Source organism: Leptotrichia shahii (assembly GCF_008327825.1).
Classification (GTDB): Bacteria; Fusobacteriota; Fusobacteriia; order Fusobacteriales; family Leptotrichiaceae; genus Leptotrichia; species Leptotrichia shahii.
This window is the reverse complement of the sequence record NZ_AP019827.1, coordinates 574581-597557: the sequence shown is the minus strand read 5'-3', so window position 1 is coordinate 597557 and position 22977 is coordinate 574581. Positions and strand designations below refer to the sequence as shown.

Below are 22977 nucleotides of genomic sequence, written 5' to 3'. Positions count from 1 at the left end.
GATTTTTATGGATAATATAAAACTGCAAGAAAAATTAAAAGCCGAGTTATCAGATGAAAAAATAAAATTTGTTGAAAAGTATAGTTTGGAAATAAATTCTAGAAGGCAATGGATAACTAGAAGGAATAATACACCTGAACGACTATATTTTTCACATAAGTTTATTTTAAAAAATAATATTTTAGAAGTAATTTTTAGAAAATATCAGCTTTGTTTTGCAAAATTAAAATATTTTAGGTCAAATATTGAAAAATACGATTTTTATAAATATACTCCCAAAGAAGGTTTTATAAGGACGGAATTATGGGATATAGAATTTTTTTATCATAGAAAATCAGAAAAAATAATAGATTTAAGATATTTACAGCAAATAAGAAAAGTGGAAGATTTTTTGGAGCTTATTGAATGGCTTGAAAATTTTAAAAAATAATAGATATAAAAAAACTGGAGTTATTAGTATTAAATACAATATTTCCAGTTTTTTATTTATGTTAAATTTATAAAATTTATTAGACTTATTCAGAAATTTAATATTTTTTATCTTTTTACAAGTAATATTTATTTCATTATATTTCCAAATTTATATGGTTATCGAACAAATCTGTTAATTTTTTTTAGTTTCCACCATTTTAGCCTGTCTTAAAATGCTGTCTGGTATTTTTATCCCCAATAATTGCATATTTTGCTTATTAATTTCTATTTGAAGATTTTTAACTGTTTCTATTGGAATTTCACTTGGCTTCTTACCTTTTAGTAAAATTTCTGCAGCGATTTCTCCAGATCGGTAACCGATATTGTAGTCGGTAGTTCCTTGGGAAATTAGCCCTCCTGCATTTGAGAATACGTTATTTGTAGCTAAAACTGGTATTTTTGATTTATTAAAAACATCGAGTATTGCTGCAAAATATGAAGCTACCGTATTGTCTTGAATAGCATAATAAATATCAATATCTTTTGCAATAAGATTTGCAGCCGCAACCATTTCTGTACCATTTGTAACAGCCTTTTCAACTACTGTAAATCCATATTGCCCCGCCAACTTTTTCAAATTATTTACTTCAGAAACTGAATTTTGTTCAGATGAATTATAAATTATCCCTATTTTCTTAGCTCCTGGTAATAATTCTCTCATTAATTTCAAATTTTCATTAACTGGTGCCGCACCACTTGTCCCTGTAACATTTGAAATCCCTTCAAGCCCTGCACTTTTAGGATCTGTAACTGATCCAAATACAACTGGTATTTCTCGTCTAACCTGATTTTTAGCCGCCTGTGCCGTTGGAGTAGTAATCGCAAAAACTAGATCCTTTTTATCCGCCGCAAACTGCTGCATAATCAAAGTCTGATTACTCATATCATTATTTGCAATTTTATCATCATAATCAGCTTTCACACCAGCTTTTTCCAACGCATCCTTAAACCCTTGCTTTGCCGCATTCAATGCTGGATGATCTACAATTTGCGACAGCCCAATTTTATAAACCTTTTCACTTACTTTGGAATCCTTTTTTTGCTCTTGAGAATCATTACTCTTTTTATTCCCGCAAGACAAAAGCATTCCTCCTAACATACCAAATAATAGTACACCTCTCATAATTTTTTTCATCTTTTTTCCTCCTAAAATAAATAATTTTCAATTTGTAATATTATTTTACCATATTTTTCAAAATTTTCCATTAAATATTGCTTTTATTAAAAATTTTTTTACTAAGTTCGATAAATAAAAAGAAGAGCCACCATCTCTGGCAGCCCTCCCCTCATTTCTTTTGAAATATTCCTCGCATTCCTGAAAAATGAATTTCTTAATACAATACTTTCAATCCCAGTCCTGCTTTGAAGTTGTGTCCCTTCGTGTCGTATCCTGTGTTTATATTGAAGCCAAATCTTCCATTGTCTAGTCCAAGTTTCAAGTCTGACTTGAAGTTTCCTCTCTTGTCTTCCTTGTCCCCTCTTATTCCAAAGTAGTCTGTCCATGCTCCTACGATTCTTGCTTCATTTTCCACATCATACAGTTTTCCTATTTCGTTTTCATATCTGAATCCCAATACCGCTGTCAAGGTTGAGTTGTCAAATACTGGCTGGCTGTATCTGAAATCTATTCCTGCGCTTGGTTTTACTGATATGTAGTCATCGCTCTTAACATTCAACGCCATGTCTCCATTTTCGTGGATTGATGAGAATCTTCCATATTCCGCTCTTATTCCTAAGTTCGGCACTATGCTGAATCCATCATTTACTACGAACGCTTTCTCAAGCCCTGCATTAAGTCCTGCACCGTATGAGTAGTAGCTTGATTTCGCTCTGAATTGCTGGTCTATTACCCAGAATCTACGTTTCATGTCATTTCTTCCAATGAATCCGTCCCCTCCAACGCTAAGGACAAATGTTCCGTTGCTGTCAAGCGGAATTGACTTAAATGCTCCGAACTTAGCCATCGCTTGGTTTTCATACGATTTAGACAGATCCTTGAATGTGTAGTAGTTGTTTACAACTCCTGCATACCATCCTGAAGACTGCCCCAGTCTTACAGTCTCGTCTTCGTGAACGAATGCAAATCCTCCTGCGTTGCTGTCCCAGTCAGGCATTCCTGCAGTGTCAGTCTTGTATTCGTTTCTTTGTCCAAATGCCTTAAATTTATTAGAGTCCTTAGAACCGTTGCTTTCACTTCTAAGTCCATTAATTTCTCCGCCAAGAACATCAGATGTTGCCTTAATTCTTTGCTGAACTCCTCCATAAATGTGTCCTCTCATTTGGTCAAACGCTTGAGCCAGTATATGCCCTTCTCCGTTACCTAGGCTGTTCAGCTTGTTGAAGATAACTTTTTCAGCACTTTCTGGTTTTGCGATCTCATAAATGTTATCCAGGTTGTTTGTGAAGTTTACTAGAGACTTATCGTCATCATAAGCGAATGAATGATAAGGTACCTTACTCATGTATACTTCCGACAATTGGTTATCATCAGATATTTTTGCCAGTACTTGCCAAGTTAAACTTGCTGACAGCGGATTAATTTTCGCTCCGCCAGGTAATTTGTTCAATGCATCGTTGAATGGTTTTAATATATTGCTTTTTGCAACAACATTTCCGTTTTCGTCAATTTTATCTCCAATTCTGATTGCTTTAGAGTTTGTATAAAGTGTTGCTTCTGGTCCAAAGTACAAGTCAACCTTTGATAGTTTAGGTAAGTTTTCAATACCATTTATAGGATTAGTATATCTAACTCCTGATGTATCTACGTACATTCCAATGCTTGTAACTTCAGATCGTTGTTCTCTAGAAGCATGTTCCCATACTGGGTTACCCCATTCGTTCTTGGCGTTAAGATCTATTATTCTTGTTCCGCCTGTCTGGATGCTACTTGTTACAGCTATATTATTGGCAACACTTCCAGGGGTTGCAGCATCACTTTCAACATTGAAGATTGGAGTATCAATACCATCAACACTTATCTTAGTTATTGGTACGATATCTGGAGCTGTTATAGTTGTTCCAACTCCTGTTGTCTTAGGATTTCCTGCTGAACCTTCTTCAATTGAAGATTCAGTTCCTCCATATAAGTCAGTTCCACCTTTTCCGTTAGTTTGTCCTGCTGTCTTAGCTGCTGCAGTCAAGTATCTTGGATCTGTTGATGAAAGAACTTCCGTAGGATTTCCATTTGCATCTACGATAAATCTTGAACCATCAGTTACGATTCCATAAGAACCTGTTCCAGTTACATTAATAGTTCCGTAGTTCTTAATGTATCCTCCGTTAATTGCAACTACCCCTTTCAAGTTTTGAGCATTACCAGTAATTGTTCCATGGTTTTCTCCGATTGCTCCTCTGTCAAGGTACATACCGATTGAACTTTCACCTTCAAGGTTAATTGTTCCATAGTTAAGTGCTTTAGATCCAGTACCAGTTGCGAACATTCCGATACCTTCTTTTTCCTTAACATTAATTATTCCTCTATTTACAACGTATCCTTCTTCCTGTGTTCTGTCAAATGAGCCATCAGTTTTATAAACATTACGTCCTGCGGCCATCGCTGCTGAATATCTCATGTTAATTGTGTCTGACATACCAGTTGTAATTGTTCCGTAGTTAGTTGAAGCTACTCCAGTGTTACTTGAGAATACCCCAATGTTTCCAAATCCTAAGCTATCATTATTTTGATTATCAACATCGTATTTAGATCTTAAATCAATTGTTCCGTAGTTATCTATTGCCCCTTTTGTATAGTAAGCTGTATTGTAATCTCCATCCATTGTTACGTTAGCATAAGATTTTCCTGTTGATGCAGTATCTAATGAGTAGTAATATACAGAATTTCCTTGTTCGTAAACTTCTTCTGGAACTTTAGGGTTTCTAGGTTTCGTTGATTTAACATGTCCACCTGCATTGTTGTTTGTAGAGTATGCTAATCTGATTGTTGGCTGATCTGTAGCCGAACCAATTGTTACATTTGTTGGCGCTCCTCCATTTTTCTCAGCCATTACAATACCATATGAGAATCTGTCTATATCCATATCAGCACTTACATTAATGTTTCTTGCAGTATTTGTTCTAGTTTGGTTATTGTCAATGTAAACTCCTATTACAGAATCTCTTTCTCTCGGAGTATCCAATTTCGATAACAAGTTGTTAGCATTAGCATATGCTGTTTGTCTGCTAATTGGGTAAGCTCCCGTTGCAGTTGAAACTCCTGATGTTGTTTGAACATGTCCCATTACAGTATCATTTCCTACTAAAATCTTAGTTTGCTGGATATTTACATTTCCATCTCCTGAATAGATTCCGTAGTTATTTTTATTAACTGTAATCTGAGATTTGCTTCCATCAGCTTTAGCACCTGTATTTACGTTATATCCATAAATAGCCCAGCTTCCTATATTCTTATCATTTGTAGAATCTCCAATTGTAATATCTCCGTGGTTTGTAATAGTTGTATAAGTTCCACCAGCATTACCATTAGCATCATTTGCAAAGATACCGATATTTACTTTCTTCATATCTTCAGAAGTAATAGTGTCAGCCTGAGCATTCAATGAATCATTAAGTTTAATATTACCATAGTTTACAAATGAACCTTTATTAACTACTGCACCGTAAGCTCTTACATTAGTAACAGATGATGAATCTTCTTCAATATTACCTCTGTTAATTACAGTGTCTCCAGCATCATTAGTATTTACTAGGATACCAGCGATACCTTTGTGAGTACCTCTAGTAGTTGATGGAGTTGCAGCTTTTGATTCAGCTATTTCATATGCTAAGTCTACACCTGCAGAATCAGCTTTATTAGTAAATTTAATATCTAAATCATTTGATGCTGTTGTAACTTGTGTATTTTTTCCGCCAAATGCCATTGCAAATCCATTTTTATTACTTGCCCCATTGTAATTGTATTGGAATGTCTTCAAGTGGTTTGCACCAGTTGCAACATGAGTATCGTCCATTCCCCATAATCCTACTCCGTTATCAGCAGTTTCTACAGTGAATTTATCAGAAAGCAAGTTAATTTCAGCACTTTCAGCATAGATACCTACACCATTTTTACCTGTAAAAATATCATTTCCACCTAAATTAGTATTAAGTGAACCTGGAGTAAATGTTGTTGCTTTAGTACCCCATGTACCAAATGTTCCGTTTCCACCAGTAAGATTAATTATTCCACCAGCATTAGTGTATCCGTTAGCATAGTTTGTATTTTTGTTTACTAATGCAATCCCTATTCCCCTTGCGTCAGGCGAAGTTACATTTGAATTTGAAACATCAATACCAGTTGAACCAATAGTATTGTTTACAAAATCAATTGTTACACCACTTGCAGCAGCATTATTATTATTTTTTGCATAGATACCAACAGATTGATCTCCTTCAACAAAAATTTTAGCATCTTCATGTCTAATTGCAACAGAGTTATCTGTTCCATTGTAAGTTATATCATCTGTATCTGAAATACCTACAATACCATAATTTTCTCCAGTTGAAACAGTTTCTGAAGCTCTACCTGCATTGTCACCCATTGTAGGTGCAGGAGAAGGTTTTTCATATTTACCAGTAACTATAATTTCACTATTTTTTAAGTTTTGTAAAACTGTTCCATCTGTTCCAACCATAGCATTACCATGATCTATTTTTATAGTACCACCATCAGAACCATCACCATTTTGAATAGTTCCAAAGTTTACAAGAACACCTGTTATTGGAGCAGTAGTTAAAGTAGTATCTTTAGAACCTCCCCAGACATTGATTACTCCTAAATTTTGGAATCCAGATTCTGATTTATTTGTTTTTCTCCATGTTGTATTAGTAATACTTTTTACATCATCCCATCTGTATAATGAATTTGCCATAGAAAGCCCAACATTTTTAACTTGAAAATTAGAACCTCCTTTAGCATCTTTTAAGTCTCTCTCTCTAGCATCTCCTGTAACATTCTTAGTATCATTTATTGTTACAAATGTACTTTCCATTTTTATATCATTAAAAGTATCATTTTTATCAGTTGCTGGAGTTGCAGTTGCTTTTGTTTTTTCAATATCTTCAATCTTTATATCATCAGCAACTTTTATTTTACTATTAATTACAGTAACATCGACAATATGAGCATCACTTGCACCAGTACCATTTATAATCTTCAATCCACCAGCATAAGCACCGATTCCACCTAAGAAGTTAGCTGATGCCACACCAGTTCCAGTTCCTCCAGCTTTAGCATTTGTCCAGTTAAGTTCATCAGACGCCTGATTAATTATTCCTATAGTAATATCATCATCTAAGATTTTAGCGGTTACATGATCCATATTTCTATATTTTGCGTTATTATACATATTTTGTTCTTCTGTAGAACCTGTTTTCCAAGTAGATTTAGCATAATCCCACTCTCTTGCAGTTGAATCATATCCAGATCTAATGGTATTTCCATAAGTATTTCCTGTCAATAAAATTCCATCATGCATATCTATGTTTGTTTTATCAACAGCACCACCTGTAAATGTAATTGAAGAAGTATCACTAGTAGAAGTTCGTTTTACATAAAATGGTGAGACTTTTTCATGGGTATTCACAGTACTAGTACTTTTAGCATTTCTTGCACCACTAACTGTAGCTCCAGTGACAGCAGCGATAGTTCCTGTTGCATTATTATTATTTTGATTTACAATATTACCTTCAAATTCAATTGTACCACTATCTTGTGCATATAATGCTCCTTTTTCATTGTCAACAACAGTTACATTTTTCATTTTTACTGAACCATTATTTTTAGCTACAGCACCAATACCAAAAATTAACGACTTATCATTATTTGCATCTGTTCCATTTTCTACAACAGTTGTAGCAGCTGCTGTTCCTGTAATTTCAATCACTCCATTATTGACAGCATAAGCACCAATGTTATTATATGTACGTGCTTTATTAGTAGTACTCATTGTAGCATAATCTGTATTATTTAAAGTCAACCAGTCTGCAGCAGTTACATTACCTGTAATTGAAACTTTAGAAGCGTGATCTCCACTATTTGATACTCCATTAGCATATGCAACAACAGCATTAGATCCTGCGGCTCTTACATTAACTGGAGTTGCAGTCGTACCAGCTTGAATTTCTCCACCATTTGTAGCAAGAAATGCAAAACCATCTTTAGACATTAAATCTACGTTTTTATTGAAAGTAATCTTAGTTGCTTTATTATCTACAACTGAATTCGGCAAGAAATTAGCAATAACATCTTTTATTTCACCACTTGCATATCCCATCACATGACCTGTGCTGACTCCGTCTAATTTAATATCTGAGAATTTTCTACTAGAATTTTGCAATCCATCAGTAATGTTATTTGTGTTATTAGTACCAACTTTTACATTAGTTCCATTTATGGCATATACCGAAATACCGTTTGTAACATTTTGATTAAACCCAACGTTTAAAATATCAATATCAACATCATTTAAAGTAGTTCCACCTTTACCAGCTATAATTGTTCCGGCATTAAGTCCATTAAATTGTGAGTTAGCTGCATAAATAGCTATTGCCTTATTACTAATAGTACTTCCACCAAAAGCACCTTGCAATTGAATTTTTCCGTTAAATACTCCACTTGCTCCTGTATTAGCACCTGCTAAACCACGTAATGGTTGTAAAGCTACCATAATTGAATTATTACCATGCATTTGAACATCATGTAACGTTAATGCTGAAGCAGCATTAAGCACAGCTCCATAACCATTATACACGATATTATTAGTCCCTTTTGTAAATATACGTCCTTTACCTTGTGTATTCCATACTTCTATAGTATCATCACCCATCGATCCATTTGTAACTGTTAATTTGTCCACAGCACCAACTACATTGTACACAATGTTATTACTTCCCCTAAATCTTACATCATGTTTACCTGATACTTCAACATTACCTGTTATTGCAGTACTAGGAGTTTCTCCACTGTATCCTTCTTGGAAATTAAATGCTATATTGCTATTAGTATCATCAGTTGCATTATTATCTGTGTGACCGTTTGTAGTATTAAAGTTGGCTATTGAGTTACTGTCTCCAGAGAATGTAATTTTTGTCCCACTAGTACTGCTTGTATTAGTATTTAATACATAGGCAGCGCCACTACCGTTATAAATAGAAACATCTGTATCTGTAACGGTCACATCTGCTCCAGGCAATGCTTTTAAAAATGATCCTCCAGCAAGTGAAGCAGTATTACCAATATTAGCATCTACATACTTAACAATTGTTGCTTTGTTAGTTAATATTAATTCATCTCTATGTGTCGCAGTTCCGCCAGAATAAAAAGAATTATAATCACTACGCCAGTTTCCTTGTTTACTATCCCAAGTATTTCTAGCTAAATAAGTAATCATATCTAAAGCATATTCTCTAGCACCAGCAGCATCATTTGAATAATAATGGACAGTAGTATCAGGTAATGTTATTTTTTTATATGAACTTGATCCACTAGTTCCTTGTGAGCCTGTCCTTGTATCATAATATGTTGTTCCACCACTCACATATGTTTGAGCAGGAATAGTATTCCAAGCTGTACTAATAGTAGCAGAATCGGCAGTATTATGAGCACCTGTTCCTGTCGGTGCAATTGTTCCATTGGCATATAAAACATTATAACTAGTAGAGGCATTAAATAAGTCAGTAGACTTATTGTTATCTGCATAACTTACTAATTTATTAACAAAATTATTTCTTCTAGTTGCCCCTCCATACCAAATATCATCCCACATATCATCATAAGAAAAACCTGACCAATTTCTAGTAGCTTCATAAATACCATCATATCCTGTTCCTGAAGTTCCTGTACTTGTTGTTGGTGTTTGATCGTCATTAACCCCTGTTGTTATTCCTGCACCCGATGTTTGAGTTAAAGTTTGTCCTCCAGTTCCACCTAACCCATAATATTGAACTGTACTCTTCCAACGTACATATGGTCTCCAAAAAGTATACCAATACCCACCAGAATCTGGTCTATAATTATCATGATATCCGTCAGCGTTTCCGTTATTCATTGTAGCACGACTAGTAGCACTTGCTCCCGAAATAGTTAAACCAGTAGCACCTGTATGTTGTCCAGAATCATTTGCTGTATCAGTATACATTCCGTCAAATGCTGAAAAAGTTCCAGTTGTTCCATTAGTATGATCAAAAGTAGTACTATTTCCCCAACTCTTGACATTGTTATTAACTGTTGCAGCATCTAAAGTGTAACCTGTAGACACACCATCATGAGTATAATTAGCTGGAAAATTTAAAGTGTTGCTATTATAAACAGTAGGATTAAATGCTAGATTATTTGGCATATTAATATTATCCATTCTTTCAGGCGTATAATTCTTATAAGGCTCATGTATATTAGCCGGATTGATAGTCAATGAATTTGGCTCCTGATTTCTTGGAATATTCAAGTTAGTTGCCCCATACAAGTGCTTATCCTTGTCGAACACGTACTTGGTCAAGTCGTTGTCTCTCTTGTAGTATTCAAGAAACTTTCCTCCTCTACCTCTGTAAGTAGTCCCCCAGTCATTGTTTGTATAGCCTGTTCCAAACTGGAATGATGCCCATGGGCTCTTTATTACCTGATCTCCCTGCTTTAACAGCTGAGCCAGTTCGCTTTCTGCCCCTCTTAATGATCTCTCGTTTTCCTGTCTTGCACGCATGAAGGACTGTCTCAGATCCGTTATGGCATCGTATGTCTGTGCCGTAACTTCCTGCTGTTCGCTTGCCACGTCAGCATGAAGTTTTGGGGCAATTGTTAAAAGACCTGTTATCAGGAAAGAGATAAGCAGGCTGTCAGAATAATGTACGTCTTTACATCTTTTTACAAACGATCGCAAGTCCTTTGCAATCTGTCGCAGATTATTACTCATGTTTCCTCCTCAAAATTATGTGGACAGCGAAGGCCGCCCGGTTAATGTCTGGCTTGACAAAGCCAGTATCAGAATAGTCTCAAGACCTTTCAAACGGATCAAGGTGAAGTTGGCAAGTCCAGTAAAAATGGAAGCGGGAGCAGAAAGAGTCCTTAAGGGGGGCCATAGAGGACTTTCTAAGTGATAATTATTAACCCACCATTAAAATAAAAATAGTGAATTTAGTGATTTGATAGTGATTCAAAAACAAAAATCTCCTTAATTTCTCCAACTGCAAACAGTCAATTCTAATAATATCCCAAGTAAAATATCCAACTTTTTTGTAAAAAACTGTCAGTTTTCTTTATCCTTAGTTTTCACTTTACTGATCCCTTATAAATTACTGTTTTACCCTTTCTTATTCCAATTTAAACTTAAAGCTCGCTAGAATCTCACATTTAAACGTCTGAAGTCAATATTTTAACACAACAGATTTAATAGCTCAACTTTACAAAACTTATTTCCTCTCAAATTTTACCTTTTTTTTTATTTATAAATTATTAAACCTATATCATTTTAAAAGACTATTGATATAATTTTAGTATACCCTATTAAAAAAAATAAGTCAAGCATTTTCCAAAATTTCTCTTTAATTTTAATCAAATTTTAAATATTTTCTAACCTATATTCTCCCTTTAAATACCGATATTTTCATTACACTTCCTAATAACTCCATTTTAAATTTTTAATTTTCCTATACAAACAACTTTTTTAATAAAATTTAGGAAGAGATATCAGAAAAATCTCTAAAGATAAACTCACATTTGTAACATCAATTCCAAAATAATTTATCAAACAAAGTCTTTTTTTTAGGCATTCCTTCCACTTTAATTCCTCTTTTTATCCAATACTTCTTTCGTGAAATATTATACAAAGGCTCATCCGCCAAACTATCTGAATAAAATTTTACAATCTCATATTCAAGCTCATTTTTCTTCGCCCATTCATCCAATTTTTTAACTTTTTCTTTTCCTTTATTATTCTCCCCATCAATTTTCGCAACAAAAGTTTCCTTACCTTCTTTCTCATCATTCACAAAATTAGTCCCAAAAACTTTATCATACCCAAGCGACAACAAAAAATTCTCAATTAAAAACAATGGACTTGCTGAAGATACAATAACCATCTCACACTCTTTTTTATTTTTTTCCAATTCTTCTCTTGTCCAAGAATAAATTTTATTCCTTTTAGTCTCCCAAAATCCATCCACCAATTCCTCAATCTCACTTTTAGAATGTATTTCGAGAAACTTAAAATACCTTTCCTTCAAAGTCGTCAAATTAATTATTTTCAACAAATAAAAAATCAAATCCTTAGAGTACTTCATCAAAAACAAAATCGACCTAACTGGATACTTCTTCAAATAAAACATCGAAAAATTAACCCCTGTCTCCCCATCATAAAGTGTCTTATCAAAATCATAAACAATAATTTTCTTCTTCTCAACTTCTTCTTTTTTCATCTAACAAACTCTCCTCCCATTTTTCAATAACAAATTTCGCTATAAAAAAATTTATTTGACATTTTCATAAAATATGATATAATAAACTCACCTTAAGAACCCTAAGGGGAACTTGTTCGTTAAATAAAATTTACTAGCAAATTAAACTGGATTTTCCCAGTTTTTTTTGTTATAATATTACGGAGTTCTAGTAAAACTCATATTTAGCGAACAGGAGGCAAGAGATGTCAAACGAGGATATAATTAGACTTATCATTGTTCTATACATTGTTTATAGAATAACTAAATAGTCTGACAAAACCGAATTTCACCTCTACCTCTGCCCTTAGGGGCTTTTTTTAACTCACTTTTCTAACCAAATTAAAAAAATTATGACAAGGGGGCAAGACCCCTTGCTTCAGAATATTTTAAAAATTTATTTCACATTTCCTCTTTTTGTTACAACAATACAAACCACAATTTACTGTTGGAGCATTTTTATGTGCTGACAAAACTGTTTGAGCGTAAGCGGGTTTTTTGCCAGTACGTAAAAATGTCGTAGATTAGCCGAGGATGCAAGGGGGATGGTGACTGTTCCCCCTTGCACTTTTAAAGTAAAATAATATACCAAAAAAAGTTTTAATCTCTATTAACAAGAGTAATTTCAAAATTCTTTATTACAAAATTATCTTAGACTAACCAGGGTGCAGGGGCATAGCGATGGTGCCCCTGCTTTAAAAATTATATTAAATTTTATTCACAAAATAACTTAAAATCTATAAATTAGAAAAGCTCTCTTTCTGCTGCATAAAAAATTCTAATGTTTTCCCATACAAAATATATTTAACATTCCGCAATTCCTCAATGTTATTGGCATTCAAAGCACACATTATCATTCTGCACTCATTTTTCCAGTTTTCCACAATTTCAATCACTTTCTCAACTTCATATTTCACAACTAATTCCAAAATTACTTTAGAAATTCCAACCGCTTTTGCCCCCAAAACCAATGACTTCACAATATCCAGCGGATTTCTAACACCTCCACTTGCAATAACTTCCACTTTATCCACATAATTTTTTAAATTCAAGAGACAAGAAATTGTAGTCTGTCCCCAATTATCCAAATAATGAAGTCCGTTTTCCCGCCTCATATTTTCAATAAATGCAAAGCTAGTTCCCCCACGCCCGCTAATATCAAAAGTCTTTATTCCAAGTTCAATCCCTTTTTTCACAGTAGCCTCGGTCATCCCAAATCCAACTTCCTTCAAAACAATCGGAATTTTAATATTTTGTACAAATTTTTGTAAATTATTTTCCCATTCTCCAAAATTCCGACTTCCTTCCACCATAATAAGCTCCTGCATAAGATTAACATGAACTTGTAAAAATAACGGATTCAAAGCCTCGATAGCTTTAATTCCAGCCTCATAATCCTTATCAATCCCAATATTTGTAGCAAGTTTCAAGTCAGGATTCTCCCTTTTCACAATTTCAAACGAATCATCCTGAACATTTTTCAAAGCTGCACTATAAGACCCTGTCACAAACAAAATCCCACACTCATTTGCAACTCTAGCCAGTTTCTGATTAATCTTTCTCGCATTCTCACTTCCACCTGTAATTGCATTAATAAAAAATGGTACCGTAAACTCACATCCTGCAAATCGAGTTTTTAGCTCAATTTCTTCAAGGTTATATTTTGGAATTGAACAATGAACAAGCTCAACCTCATCAAAGCTGTTATATTCACTCCTATGCTTCAACGCATACCTAATATGCTCATCTTTCCTATTTTTCAATGTTTTCTCCTTTTTTATTTATTTCAATCATTTATAAAAGTTTAAAACCCAACAAAACTATATTTTTTATAACTAATTTCCCTGTTTTTCTACATTTAATTTCTTCTTTTCTCCACTCTCTGACAAGGAGTCTTGATCCCCTCGTGACAATAAACCTGTTCAATAACTATACTTCAGTATTTAATAAAATAAATATCCTGAAGCAAGGGGTCTTGACCCTTGTATAAATAAAAAATTTAGGTTATTAAACATATCTATTTATAATTTTTCAGAATACAACAATTCAATCCCAAGTTTCCTCCATTTTTCAACAACAATCTTAGTATCCTTTTCATCAAAAGAAAATGCAATCCCGCAATCTCCGCCACCTGCCCCACTGCTCTTTGCACAAATATCCAAATCTTGTGTCGCACTTGCCAGCTCTTTTAATTTCTTACTATAAATATTTTTATCCAAATTTTCAAGCAATTTCCCATTTTCGCCAATACATTTTTTTATTTCCACTTTATCTCCATTTTTTATAACTTCCCTCAATTTTTTCACAACTTTTTCCACATTTTCCAAAAAATTTTTATTTTCACAAATAGAATTTTTTACAATATTTATTAAATCACTTGAAATAGCTGGCTCTTTTGTCCATCCAACTAAAAATTCACAACTTAAACTGTTTTTACCTTTTTGATTTGATTCTTTTTCATTAAAATAAAGCTCAGAAATTTCATAATTCCAATCAGTTTTTAATACATCTTCCAAAGTTTCCTTTTCTATTAATGCCCTAATTTTTTCCCTATCAAAAGATCTGTAAAAAATCAAGTTTTCATAAGAAATACAAGCAATATCGCCCATAGAGCCATTATCTCCACGTTTTAGCAAGACATAAGAAGACAATTTAAAAATCATTTCTTTAGAAAATATCAAGTTATACAAACTCAAAATAGATTTTACTGTCAAAATTACAACACTCCCGCTCGAGCCAATTCCAAATTTTTTCCCATCTCTTTCCATTTTCCCAGTAATTTCCAGCTTAAAAGGCTTAATTTTCAAATTTTTTAATTTTAAATATTCACTCATAACAGATATTGCTTCACAAATAAGCGAATAATTTTTATCAAAATTGTGCAAAATATTTTCATTATCAAAAGTATCTCTTTCAAGAGTTAATTTATAATTAAACATATCTGAAAAAATCGTATATTCATCCGTATCTGAAAAACTTATTCTTGATTCCATAAATATATTCACATTTTTTATAATTGCACTTTGTCCAGCCGTCAAGATCGAATATTCTCCCGCAATATAGAGCTTCCCACAAGTTTTATTAGTTACTATTTTATTTTTTGACATTTTTTTCTCTTTCAATTTTTTTGTTTTTAGTTTTTTTAGTTTATAGAAAACTTATTATTTATTTGTAAATTATACCACAAAAAAATAGGATTTTAAACTGTTTGACAACAGAAATATAATATGATACCATTAATTAATAAAATTTAAAAAGGAAGTGGTTTTAATGAACGAATTAATAAAACAATTAAAAAATAGACGTTCTGTAAGGGAATTTACAGGCGAAGAATTAAAGGAAGAAGATTTACAAGTAATTCTTGAAACTGCACAAAGAGCTGCAAATTCAGTTAATGGTCAGCAAACTTCATTAATTGTCATAAAAGATAAGGAAAAATTAGCAAAAATCGCAGAATTATGTGGCGGACAAAAACACATTGCCCAAGCTGAAGCATTTATTTTTGTACTAATTGACTTCCATCGTGGGGTTTACGCTTCAAATTCACTTGGAAAAAGAAACATTGCTCCAAAATCAGCTGATGGAATCCTAGTTGGAGCAGTAGATGCTGGAATTATGGTAAACGCACTGCAAACTGCAGCTTTTGCCCTTGGTTATGGAAGCACTGTAATCGGAGCAATTAGAAAAGAAACAAAAGAATTCATAAAAATGCTAGGACTTCCAAAATATGTCTTCCCAATCGTTGGAACAACAATCGGAGTCCCAGCCGAAAGAAAACTGACAAGAGTAAAACCAAGAATCCCACTAGATACATTCGTATTTGAAGACACTTATGATGCTAAAAAAGTAGAAGAAGGCGTAGAGTTCCACGAAAAAGACACCATAAAATGGCGTGAAGAAAACAATACTCCACAACTGCCATCATACAAAGAAATGCTAGTAAGAATCTACGAAAACTTCTACAACAAATCGAAACAGGATTTAGAAGACCAAGGCTTTAAATTTAGCGACGACTTGGAATAAGATTTATAATTTTAAAAAAAATTTTATTTTAAAATAGACCTAGTATAGATAAAAAATAATAATATAAAATAAAGAAAAAATTATTATTATAGTATTTCCCATTAAAATAATAGATTTGTTATAATTTCTACTATGCAAGGGGTCAAGACCCCTTGTCAGGAAATAAATAAGATATAATTTCTATTATTCTTTAAATGGGATTTAGTATTAATTAAAATAATCAAAAAGAAAAATTTATAAATTTACTAAATAATATTTGGAGGAAAAAAAGAAATGATAAAATTTACAAAAGCAAGAAAAATATTAATGGGATTAATGGTATTGGGACAATTAACAGCAGTTCCTGCTATTGCGAATGCCGCTCCAACCGCAAAAGAAGCCACAGAAATCAAAAAATATGATTCATTAGATACTGCAGCAAAAGATTACGCAAAAGCTCTACAAGAAATTTCAAATTACGGTTCACGTAAAATGCTAAAATCAATTAACCCAGATGTCGACAAATATGTTGCAAAAATAAACAACCCAACATTAAAAAAACAATGGGAAGATTCAAACACAATGCTTATTGAACAATTTGAAGTATCTGTTTACAAAGTAAATGAAAATGGAAATGATGGCGAAGTTATATTTTTGATTAAGGGATATGATGAAAAGGCATTAGATAAATATTTAGGAGACAATGCGAGCCAATATGCAAAAGTTGACAGCGGAAAAGATGAAATTGAAGTTGACATTGAAAAATATATAAAACTTCAATATAATTACTTAAAAAATACAAAAAAAATCAATTTAGCAACATCTACTGTAAAATTTACCAAAGGTAGTGACAATAAATGGCAAGTTGCTAAATAAACTTTTCTTGGTAATTTAGTAATAAGAAGTTTTGACTTGCTATTTAAATATGAAATTTAGAATAAATATCCAAATAAAAAAGCTAGAGAAATCTAGCTTAATTTTTTTTACAATAACAAAATATAGTTTATTCTATTCAGGACTAAACTGTCAATAATTCTTTTTCCTTTTTATTCAAGGCATCATCAACTTGTGCGATAAATTTATCTGTTGTTTTTTGAACTTTTTCTTCACTTGCCTTCAATTCATCTTCTGTAATTTCACTATCTTTTTCAAGTTTTCTTAATTTGTTATTAATGTCTTTTCTTACGTTTCTAATTGCAACTTTTCCTTCTTCAGCTTCTTTTTTTACCATTTTTACATATTCTTTTCTACGATCTTCTGTAAGTTCTGGCACAACAAGCCTGATAACTTTCCCATCATTTGAAGGATTAAATCCTAAATTTGCCTGTAAAATTGTTTTTTCAATTGCTGGAATTAACGATTTATCCCAAGGGTCAATTACTAATAATCTAGCTTCTGGAGCTGAAACTGTTCCAACTTGATTAAGCGGAGTTGGCGAACCATAAGCTTCTACAGTTACTCCATCAAGCATAGAAACACTCGCACGTCCAGCTCTTACATGTGAAAATTTATCTTTTGTATTTTCCACAGATTTTGCCATTTTTTCTTCAGCTTCTTTTAAAATTGTGTCTAACATTCTTACCACCTTTTTATCTAATATTTTTATTTTTTACAGTTGTTCCTATATCTTCACCTTGAGCCATTTTTAGTATATTTCCTTCTTCCAAAGCGTTAAATACTACAATTGGCATTTGGTTTTCTCGGCATAGTGAAAGTGCCGCAGTATCCATTACTCCTAGATTTTTTGAAATTGCTTCATCAAAAGTTACAGTATCATATCTAACAGCATCATCAAATTTCATCGGATCCTTATCATAGATTCCATCGACTTTTGTCCCTTTCGCAAGTACATCTGCCTGAATTTCCACAGCTCTCAATGCTCCCGAAGAATCTGTCGTAAAATAAGGATTGCTTGTTCCACCTCCAAAAATGACAACTCTTCCTTTTTCCAGATGTCTTATTGCTTTACGTCTAATATAAAGTTCAGCTACTTGCGGCATTTGCAGTGCTGTCATAACACGTGTCGGTACTCCTATGCTTTCAATTGCATTTTGCAATGCCAATCCATTCATAATAGTTGCAAGCATTCCCATCGTATCTCCAGTCACTCTGTCAAATCCTTTTTCCATCCCGCTTATTCCACGAAAAATATTTCCGCCGCCAATAACAATGGCAATTTCAACACCTTTTTCATGTACATCCTTTATTTGTTTTGCGAAACTTTCAAGCACCTCGTTTGAAAAACCAAATTCCTTGTTCCCTGCAAGTGCTTCTCCACTCAGTTTTAATAATATCCTTTTATATTTAAGCATTATAGGAGCCTCCATAAATTTTATAGGTTAAATAAAATCTTTTAAACGTAAATTATCTAAAAGTAATTATTTAAAAATTTGCGAAAAAATAAGGGGATAATTCCCCTTATAATTAATTTCCAGAAATTTGTGCAGCTACTTCAGCAGCGAAATCTACTTCTTCTTTTTCGATTCCTTCTCCAACTTTAAATCTGTCAAATGAATTTATTGTACTTGGGGCAATAAATTGTTCAATAGTAACGCTGTCATCTCTAACATATTTTTGTTGCACTAAACAGTTTTCTTCATAGAATTTTCTCATTTTTCCTTCTAATATTTTTTCAATGATATTAGCTGGTTTTCCTTCAGCAGTTAATTGGTGTCTTGCAATTTCTTTTTCTCTTTCCAAGTCATCAGCTGTAACTTCTGATTTATCCAAATATTTTGGATCCATTGCAGCTATATGCATTGCAACACCTTTTGCTTTTTCAATATTTTCAGGAGTAGCTTCTCCATTAACGTCCAATAATACACCAATTTTTCCACCTAAGTGAATATAAGTTTCAATAAACCCATCAGTAGAAATAACTTTTAATCTTCTAATGTTCATATTTTCACCAATTTTAGCAATCAATTCAGTCAAGTGAGTTTCAATAGTTTTTCCTTCAAATTCAATTGCTTTTAATTCATCTTCACTTGTTAAATCATGATTTAAAGTCAAATTTACTAATTTTTCTCCAAAAGATTTAAATTCATCATTTTTAGCAACAAAGTCAGTTTCAGAGTTAAATTCCAAGATAGCACCTTTTTTTCTATCTTCAGAAACTGCTGCAAATACCAATCCTTCCGCTGCAACTCTTCCAGATTTTTTAGCTGCCTTAGCAATCCCTTTTTCTCTTAACCAGTCAATTGCTTTTTCAATATCTCCGTCATTTTCTTGTAAAGCCTTTTTACAGTCAAGCATTCCTGCTCCTGTTCTTTCTCTTAATTCTTTAATAAGCGCTGTTGTAATTGCCACTTTTTTTCCTCCTACTATTTTTATTTATTTTTTATTTCATCCAATAAATGGTTTACTATTTTAATATTATCAGCATCATTATCTTTTTTAGCTGTCTCTAGTACCTTTTTCGCCCATTTTTCTGCTTCATCAAGCTTATTTTGATAATAATAGCTAATTGCTAAAAGATATTGCTCATTTTGTTTACCTTTTTGAGCAAACGGCAATAACAGTTTTTCTGCTTCCGTATATTTGTGTTGTCCAAACAGGTCTTCGGCTAATATATTTATAATATCTGAATTTTCTTTATCGAATTCTAAAAATTGCCTTGCATATTTTTCTGATAATTTATAATTTTTTACTCCATGATAATGAACTGCTAATTTATATATTGAATATGCATTACCAAACATTGCTATTTGTTTATGCTCTCTAAGCTCTCTAAGCTTCCCATGCGTAAAGCCATCATCTGAAAGTTGTTTTTTATATTTTTCTGATATTTTAATTTTAGCTTTTTTTTCATCAGGAGTCAAATTCAATAATTTTAAACTATCTTCATCACCGTATATTAAAGCTAATGAATATAGTCCTGTATCATTATTTCCCAATTCAATTGCTTTTAAATAATATTTTTCTGCCTCTTTTAAATTATCCAGTGACAAATAATCAGTACCTATTTCTTCATAAGCATAAGAATCATCTGGATATTTTTCAATATATTTTTTTAATAATTCAATTAAGTTCTTTTTATCATTTTTCTCAGATAAAGCAATATATTTATTCTTAAACTCTGTTTTTTCTTTTGAATACTCAGTCATAAGATTAACATCCACTATATAGTAATCACCCATATTTACGCTGCTTTGGCTATTTGCACCTAGAACACTTAAACTTGCTATCAAAAATAATACAATTAAAATTTTTTTCATAACTTTTACCATTCCTTTTATTTTTTGTTTTGAACTTTTAATTTTGAATTTATTCGATTCAGCAACTCTTTTGCTACTTCAATATCATCTAGCTGTTTTGTTCCAGATTTTTCCAGCGTCTTTTTCGCCCATTTTTCTGCTTCCTTAAGATTTCCAGCGTGATAATATCCAAGTGCTAAAAGATATTGTGCCTGCATCATTCCTTTTTGAGCAAGTGGTAAAAATAGTTTTTCTGATTCTGTATATTTTTTTTGAGCAATGTATGCGTTGCTTAAAAACATTAAATTATCTAAATTTTCCTTATCAAATTCTAAAAATTCTGTAGCATATTTTTCTGACATTTTATAATTTCCATAATTATCATAATAAGCCGCCAATCCAAACAGTGCCTGAGCATTTCCTATTAATGCGCCATTTTTAGTATCTCTAAGATTTTCAAGGTTATAGTCTGAATTAATTCCTTCATTTTCTAATTCTTTAAGATATTTTTCAGCAAGTTTTGTTTTTTCCTTATCGTTATCCTTTTCGCCTTTATCAGCATACAAAAGAGCTAAAGAATACTTCGCTGTGTCATCATCCCCCAGCTTTATAGCCTTTAAAAAATTTGCTTCTGCTTCCTTAAAATTATCCAACATATATGCCGTACCCAAAGCCTCGTAAGCATAGGCATCATTCGGATATTTTTCAGTATATTTTTTCAATAGTGTAATTAAATTTTTTTTATTATTTCTATTTTGCTCCCATTTATCCTTAAATTCCTTTTTTTCCTTTGAAAATAACTTTTCATACTTGGAATTCAATTCATAATGATACCATACATAATCTATATCATGCTCCATTGGAGACTTTCCTTTATTTATAGCTAAGACACTTAAACTCGCTATTAAAAATAATCCCGCTAAAACCTTTTTCATAATTTCTCACCATTCCTTTTTATTTTTATTTTAACCAATAGAAACACGAGTTTATTTTTTGAGTAATTTAAAATTACTATTTTTGCAACAACAGGGGAATGGATTTATTCCCCTATTATTTTTATTTGATTTTCTTAATTATATTTTAGATTATGCTTCTGTAGTTTCTTCTATAACTTCTTCTACTACTTCTTCAACGATTTCTTCGTTTGCAGGAACTTCCACTTCTGCCCCTTCAGAAATATTTTCAATTCCACCATTTCCTTCAATTGCAGCATTTGCAATAACTTGTGCAAATAATTTTACCGATCTTATAGCATCATCATTTGCAGGAATTTTGTAAGTTACTAAATCAGGATCTACATTTGTATCAATTAATGCGATTACAGGAATTCCTAATTTTTTAGCTTCTTCTAATGCTAAGAATTCTTTTTTGATATCAACTACAAATAATGCAGCTGGTAAAGTATTCATTTCTTTGATTCCACCGATATTTTTAGAAAGTTTTGCCATTTCTTTTCTTAATAATCCAGCTTCTTTTTTAGTGTAAGCTGTATCTAAAGTCCCATCAGCATCCATTTCTTCTAATTCTTTTAATCTTTTTACTCTTTTTTTGATAGTTTCCAAGTTAGTTAATAATCCACCTAACCATCTGTGATTTACATAAAATCCTCCAGCTCTTTCTGCTTCTTCTTTAATAGCTTCTTGAGCTTGTTTTTTTGTTCCAACAAATAATACTTTTCCACCTTCTTCAGAAATTTGTCTAACAAATTCATAAGCTGCTTCAGTTGCTCCCAAAGTTTGGTGCAAGTCCAAAATGTGGATTCCGTTTCTTTCTGTAAAGATATATGGTTTCATTTTAGGATTCCATCTTTTTGCCTGATGTCCAAAATGTGCTCCCACTTCTAATAATTGTTTCATTGTAATAACTGCCATTACGTTTTTCCTCCTAATTTTTTTGGTTTTTCTCCCACTTTTCTTCAAAAGACAGATTGTAATTCTTTAATCTATTCATCTCAAAACTAATTTTTTTATCTTGACAAGAAACCTTAGTTCTTTACTAGATAATCATTTATAAAAGTCTAAAAATTTGAAAAATGCAGTACTTTTATGATTAATTTCTTATTTTTCTACACTCTCCGACAGGAAATCCTAATCCCCTGTAAGCATAAATACTACTGCTATTCAATCTTTATTGCTTTTACAATCAACCTAAGATAATAAATTTTATAGTTCAATGATCCAGAATAAATATTACAACACCCTATCCATAAATAATACAAAGTGTGATTTATATTAATAATCATCGTATTCTACCATTTTTTTATCACTTTTGTCAATACTTTAAAAATTTTCTATCAATTTCACTTGCTCATCCAGCAAAACAGTTTTCATTTTTTCATTTCTTTGTTGTCTTAATTCATTATATTTAGCTACAAATCCATCTTCTGTCAACCTTTGATCTTTCAATTTACCAACTTCCCGCTTAAAATCCCTTTCATATTTTAAAATGCGTGATTTTTGAACATTTGTCAAATCAAGACTGTCAACAAAATTTTTAACTTTATCATTTTTTTCATTAAACATTTCCTTTTGCAAATTTATATAAGAATTATAGGCTTCCAGCTGCTCATTAGACAAAACTCTCGCAATTGCTCTATATCTATCTTCTTCAATTTTTCCAATTTTATCTTTTTTCACTTCAAACTGCACTAGATTCTTTTCTACTCCTTCAGCCTTTTTCTGATATTCATCAAATATTTTTGACAATTTTTTCTGCTGATCTTTAGTAGCATTTACGACTTTAAACAAATCATTCTTAGAAATTTTTACAGTATAAACCTTTTGATAATAATCTTCATAAGAATAAGATAAGGCACTTATTCCCAACACCAATATAAATAAAAGTGCTAATTTTTTTACTTTTTTCATCTTCTTATTTTTCCTTTACT

Annotated in this window: 15 protein-coding genes; 3 read left to right on the top strand and 12 right to left on the bottom strand. The window is 32.2% G+C overall.

All coding sequences use genetic code 11. From position 1 onward, the window contains the following. Positions 1–7 precede the first annotated feature (7 nt). Entirely contained in the window at positions 8–430 is a 423-nt protein-coding gene (locus F1564_RS02760; RefSeq protein WP_018450747.1) for a hypothetical protein, read from the top strand. 174 nt (positions 431–604) lie between these two features. Here the strand turns inward: F1564_RS02760 and F1564_RS02755 are convergent, their stop codons facing one another. From F1564_RS02755 to F1564_RS02730, 5 genes are all read right to left on the bottom strand, one after another. Continuing rightward, complete coding sequence (locus F1564_RS02755) at positions 605–1606, bottom strand: ABC transporter substrate-binding protein (RefSeq protein ID WP_018450746.1); 1002 nt, start codon at positions 1604–1606, stop codon at positions 605–607. A 196-nt stretch (positions 1607–1802) separates the two neighbouring features. Further along, positions 1803–10373 carry an autotransporter-associated N-terminal domain-containing protein gene (locus F1564_RS02750; protein ID WP_149201887.1) on the bottom strand — a complete coding sequence of 2857 codons (8571 nt, stop codon included), beginning with the start codon at positions 10371–10373 and terminating at the stop codon, positions 1803–1805. A gap of 811 nt (positions 10374–11184) precedes the next feature. Further along, complete coding sequence (locus tag F1564_RS02740) at positions 11185–11874, bottom strand: HAD family hydrolase (protein ID WP_018451566.1); 690 nt, start codon at positions 11872–11874, stop codon at positions 11185–11187. 755 nt (positions 11875–12629) lie between these two features. Then, positions 12630–13655, bottom strand: coding sequence for a type 2 isopentenyl-diphosphate Delta-isomerase (gene fni, locus F1564_RS02735; RefSeq protein WP_018451565.1), 1026 nt, complete (start codon positions 13653–13655; stop codon positions 12630–12632). 258 nt (positions 13656–13913) lie between these two features. Continuing rightward, the gene (locus F1564_RS02730) at positions 13914–14999 is read right to left on the bottom strand and encodes a phosphomevalonate kinase (RefSeq protein ID WP_018451564.1); all 1086 of its coding nucleotides are present in this window, start codon (positions 14997–14999) and stop codon (positions 13914–13916) included. Positions 15000–15162: 163 nt separating this feature from the next. Between F1564_RS02730 and F1564_RS02725 the strand changes: the two genes are divergently transcribed. Both F1564_RS02725 and F1564_RS02720 read left to right on the top strand, forming a co-directional pair. Continuing rightward, entirely contained in the window at positions 15163–15915 is a 753-nt protein-coding gene (locus tag F1564_RS02725) for a nitroreductase family protein (RefSeq protein WP_018451563.1), read from the top strand. Between the two features lie 273 nt (positions 15916–16188). Next, on the top strand, positions 16189–16770 hold the full coding sequence (locus F1564_RS02720; protein ID WP_018451562.1) for a hypothetical protein: 582 nt from the start codon (positions 16189–16191) through the stop codon (positions 16768–16770). Positions 16771–16912: 142 nt separating this feature from the next. Here the strand turns inward: F1564_RS02720 and frr are convergent, their stop codons facing one another. The 7 genes from frr to F1564_RS02685 all read right to left on the bottom strand — a co-directional run bounded on the left by frr (position 16913) and on the right by F1564_RS02685 (position 22957). After that, a complete protein-coding gene (frr, locus tag F1564_RS02715; RefSeq protein WP_018451561.1) occupies positions 16913–17470 on the bottom strand; it encodes a ribosome recycling factor in 558 nt (185 codons plus the stop codon). A 13-nt stretch (positions 17471–17483) separates the two neighbouring features. After that, entirely contained in the window at positions 17484–18206 is a 723-nt protein-coding gene (pyrH, locus tag F1564_RS02710; RefSeq protein WP_149201885.1) for a UMP kinase, read from the bottom strand. A gap of 112 nt (positions 18207–18318) precedes the next feature. Then, on the bottom strand, positions 18319–19149 hold the full coding sequence (tsf, locus tag F1564_RS02705) for a translation elongation factor Ts (protein WP_232053407.1): 831 nt from the start codon (positions 19147–19149) through the stop codon (positions 18319–18321). Positions 19150–19223: 74 nt separating this feature from the next. Then, positions 19224–20111, bottom strand: coding sequence for a tetratricopeptide repeat protein (locus F1564_RS02700; protein WP_018451558.1), 888 nt, complete (start codon positions 20109–20111; stop codon positions 19224–19226). A gap of 17 nt (positions 20112–20128) precedes the next feature. Next, positions 20129–21025, bottom strand: a complete 897-nt coding sequence (locus F1564_RS02695) for a tetratricopeptide repeat protein (RefSeq protein ID WP_018451557.1) — start codon at positions 21023–21025, stop codon at positions 20129–20131. Between the two features lie 150 nt (positions 21026–21175). Continuing rightward, positions 21176–21961, bottom strand: a complete 786-nt coding sequence (gene rpsB / locus F1564_RS02690) for a 30S ribosomal protein S2 (RefSeq protein ID WP_018451556.1) — start codon at positions 21959–21961, stop codon at positions 21176–21178. Between the two features lie 408 nt (positions 21962–22369). After that, a complete protein-coding gene (locus tag F1564_RS02685; RefSeq protein WP_018451555.1) occupies positions 22370–22957 on the bottom strand; it encodes a hypothetical protein in 588 nt (195 codons plus the stop codon). Positions 22958–22977 lie beyond the last annotated feature (20 nt).

Bases quoted from the DNA above. Each gene is read 5' to 3' on its own strand.
- F1564_RS02760 (WP_018450747.1), top strand. From the start codon at position 8: ATGGATAATATAAAACTGCAAGAAAAATTAAAAGCCGAGTTATCAGAT.
- F1564_RS02755 (WP_018450746.1), bottom strand. From the start codon at position 1,606: ATGAAAAAAATTATGAGAGGTGTACTATTATTTGGTATGTTAGGAGGA.
- frr (WP_018451561.1), bottom strand. From the start codon at position 17,470: ATGTTAGACACAATTTTAAAAGAAGCTGAAGAAAAAATGGCAAAATCT.
- F1564_RS02740 (WP_018451566.1), bottom strand. From the start codon at position 11,874: ATGAAAAAAGAAGAAGTTGAGAAGAAGAAAATTATTGTTTATGATTTT.
- tsf (WP_232053407.1), bottom strand. From the start codon at position 19,149: ATGCTTGACTGTAAAAAGGCTTTACAAGAAAATGACGGAGATATTGAA.
- F1564_RS02725 (WP_018451563.1), top strand. From the start codon at position 15,163: ATGAACGAATTAATAAAACAATTAAAAAATAGACGTTCTGTAAGGGAA.
- F1564_RS02720 (WP_018451562.1), top strand. From the start codon at position 16,189: ATGATAAAATTTACAAAAGCAAGAAAAATATTAATGGGATTAATGGTA.
- rpsB (WP_018451556.1), bottom strand. From the start codon at position 21,961: ATGGCAGTTATTACAATGAAACAATTATTAGAAGTGGGAGCACATTTT.
- F1564_RS02750 (WP_149201887.1), bottom strand. From the start codon at position 10,373: ATGAGTAATAATCTGCGACAGATTGCAAAGGACTTGCGATCGTTTGTA.
- F1564_RS02695 (WP_018451557.1), bottom strand. From the start codon at position 21,025: ATGAAAAAGGTTTTAGCGGGATTATTTTTAATAGCGAGTTTAAGTGTC.
- F1564_RS02730 (WP_018451564.1), bottom strand. From the start codon at position 14,999: ATGTCAAAAAATAAAATAGTAACTAATAAAACTTGTGGGAAGCTCTAT.
- pyrH (WP_149201885.1), bottom strand. From the start codon at position 18,206: ATGCTTAAATATAAAAGGATATTATTAAAACTGAGTGGAGAAGCACTT.
- F1564_RS02685 (WP_018451555.1), bottom strand. From the start codon at position 22,957: ATGAAAAAAGTAAAAAAATTAGCACTTTTATTTATATTGGTGTTGGGA.
- F1564_RS02700 (WP_018451558.1), bottom strand. From the start codon at position 20,111: ATGAAAAAAATTTTAATTGTATTATTTTTGATAGCAAGTTTAAGTGTT.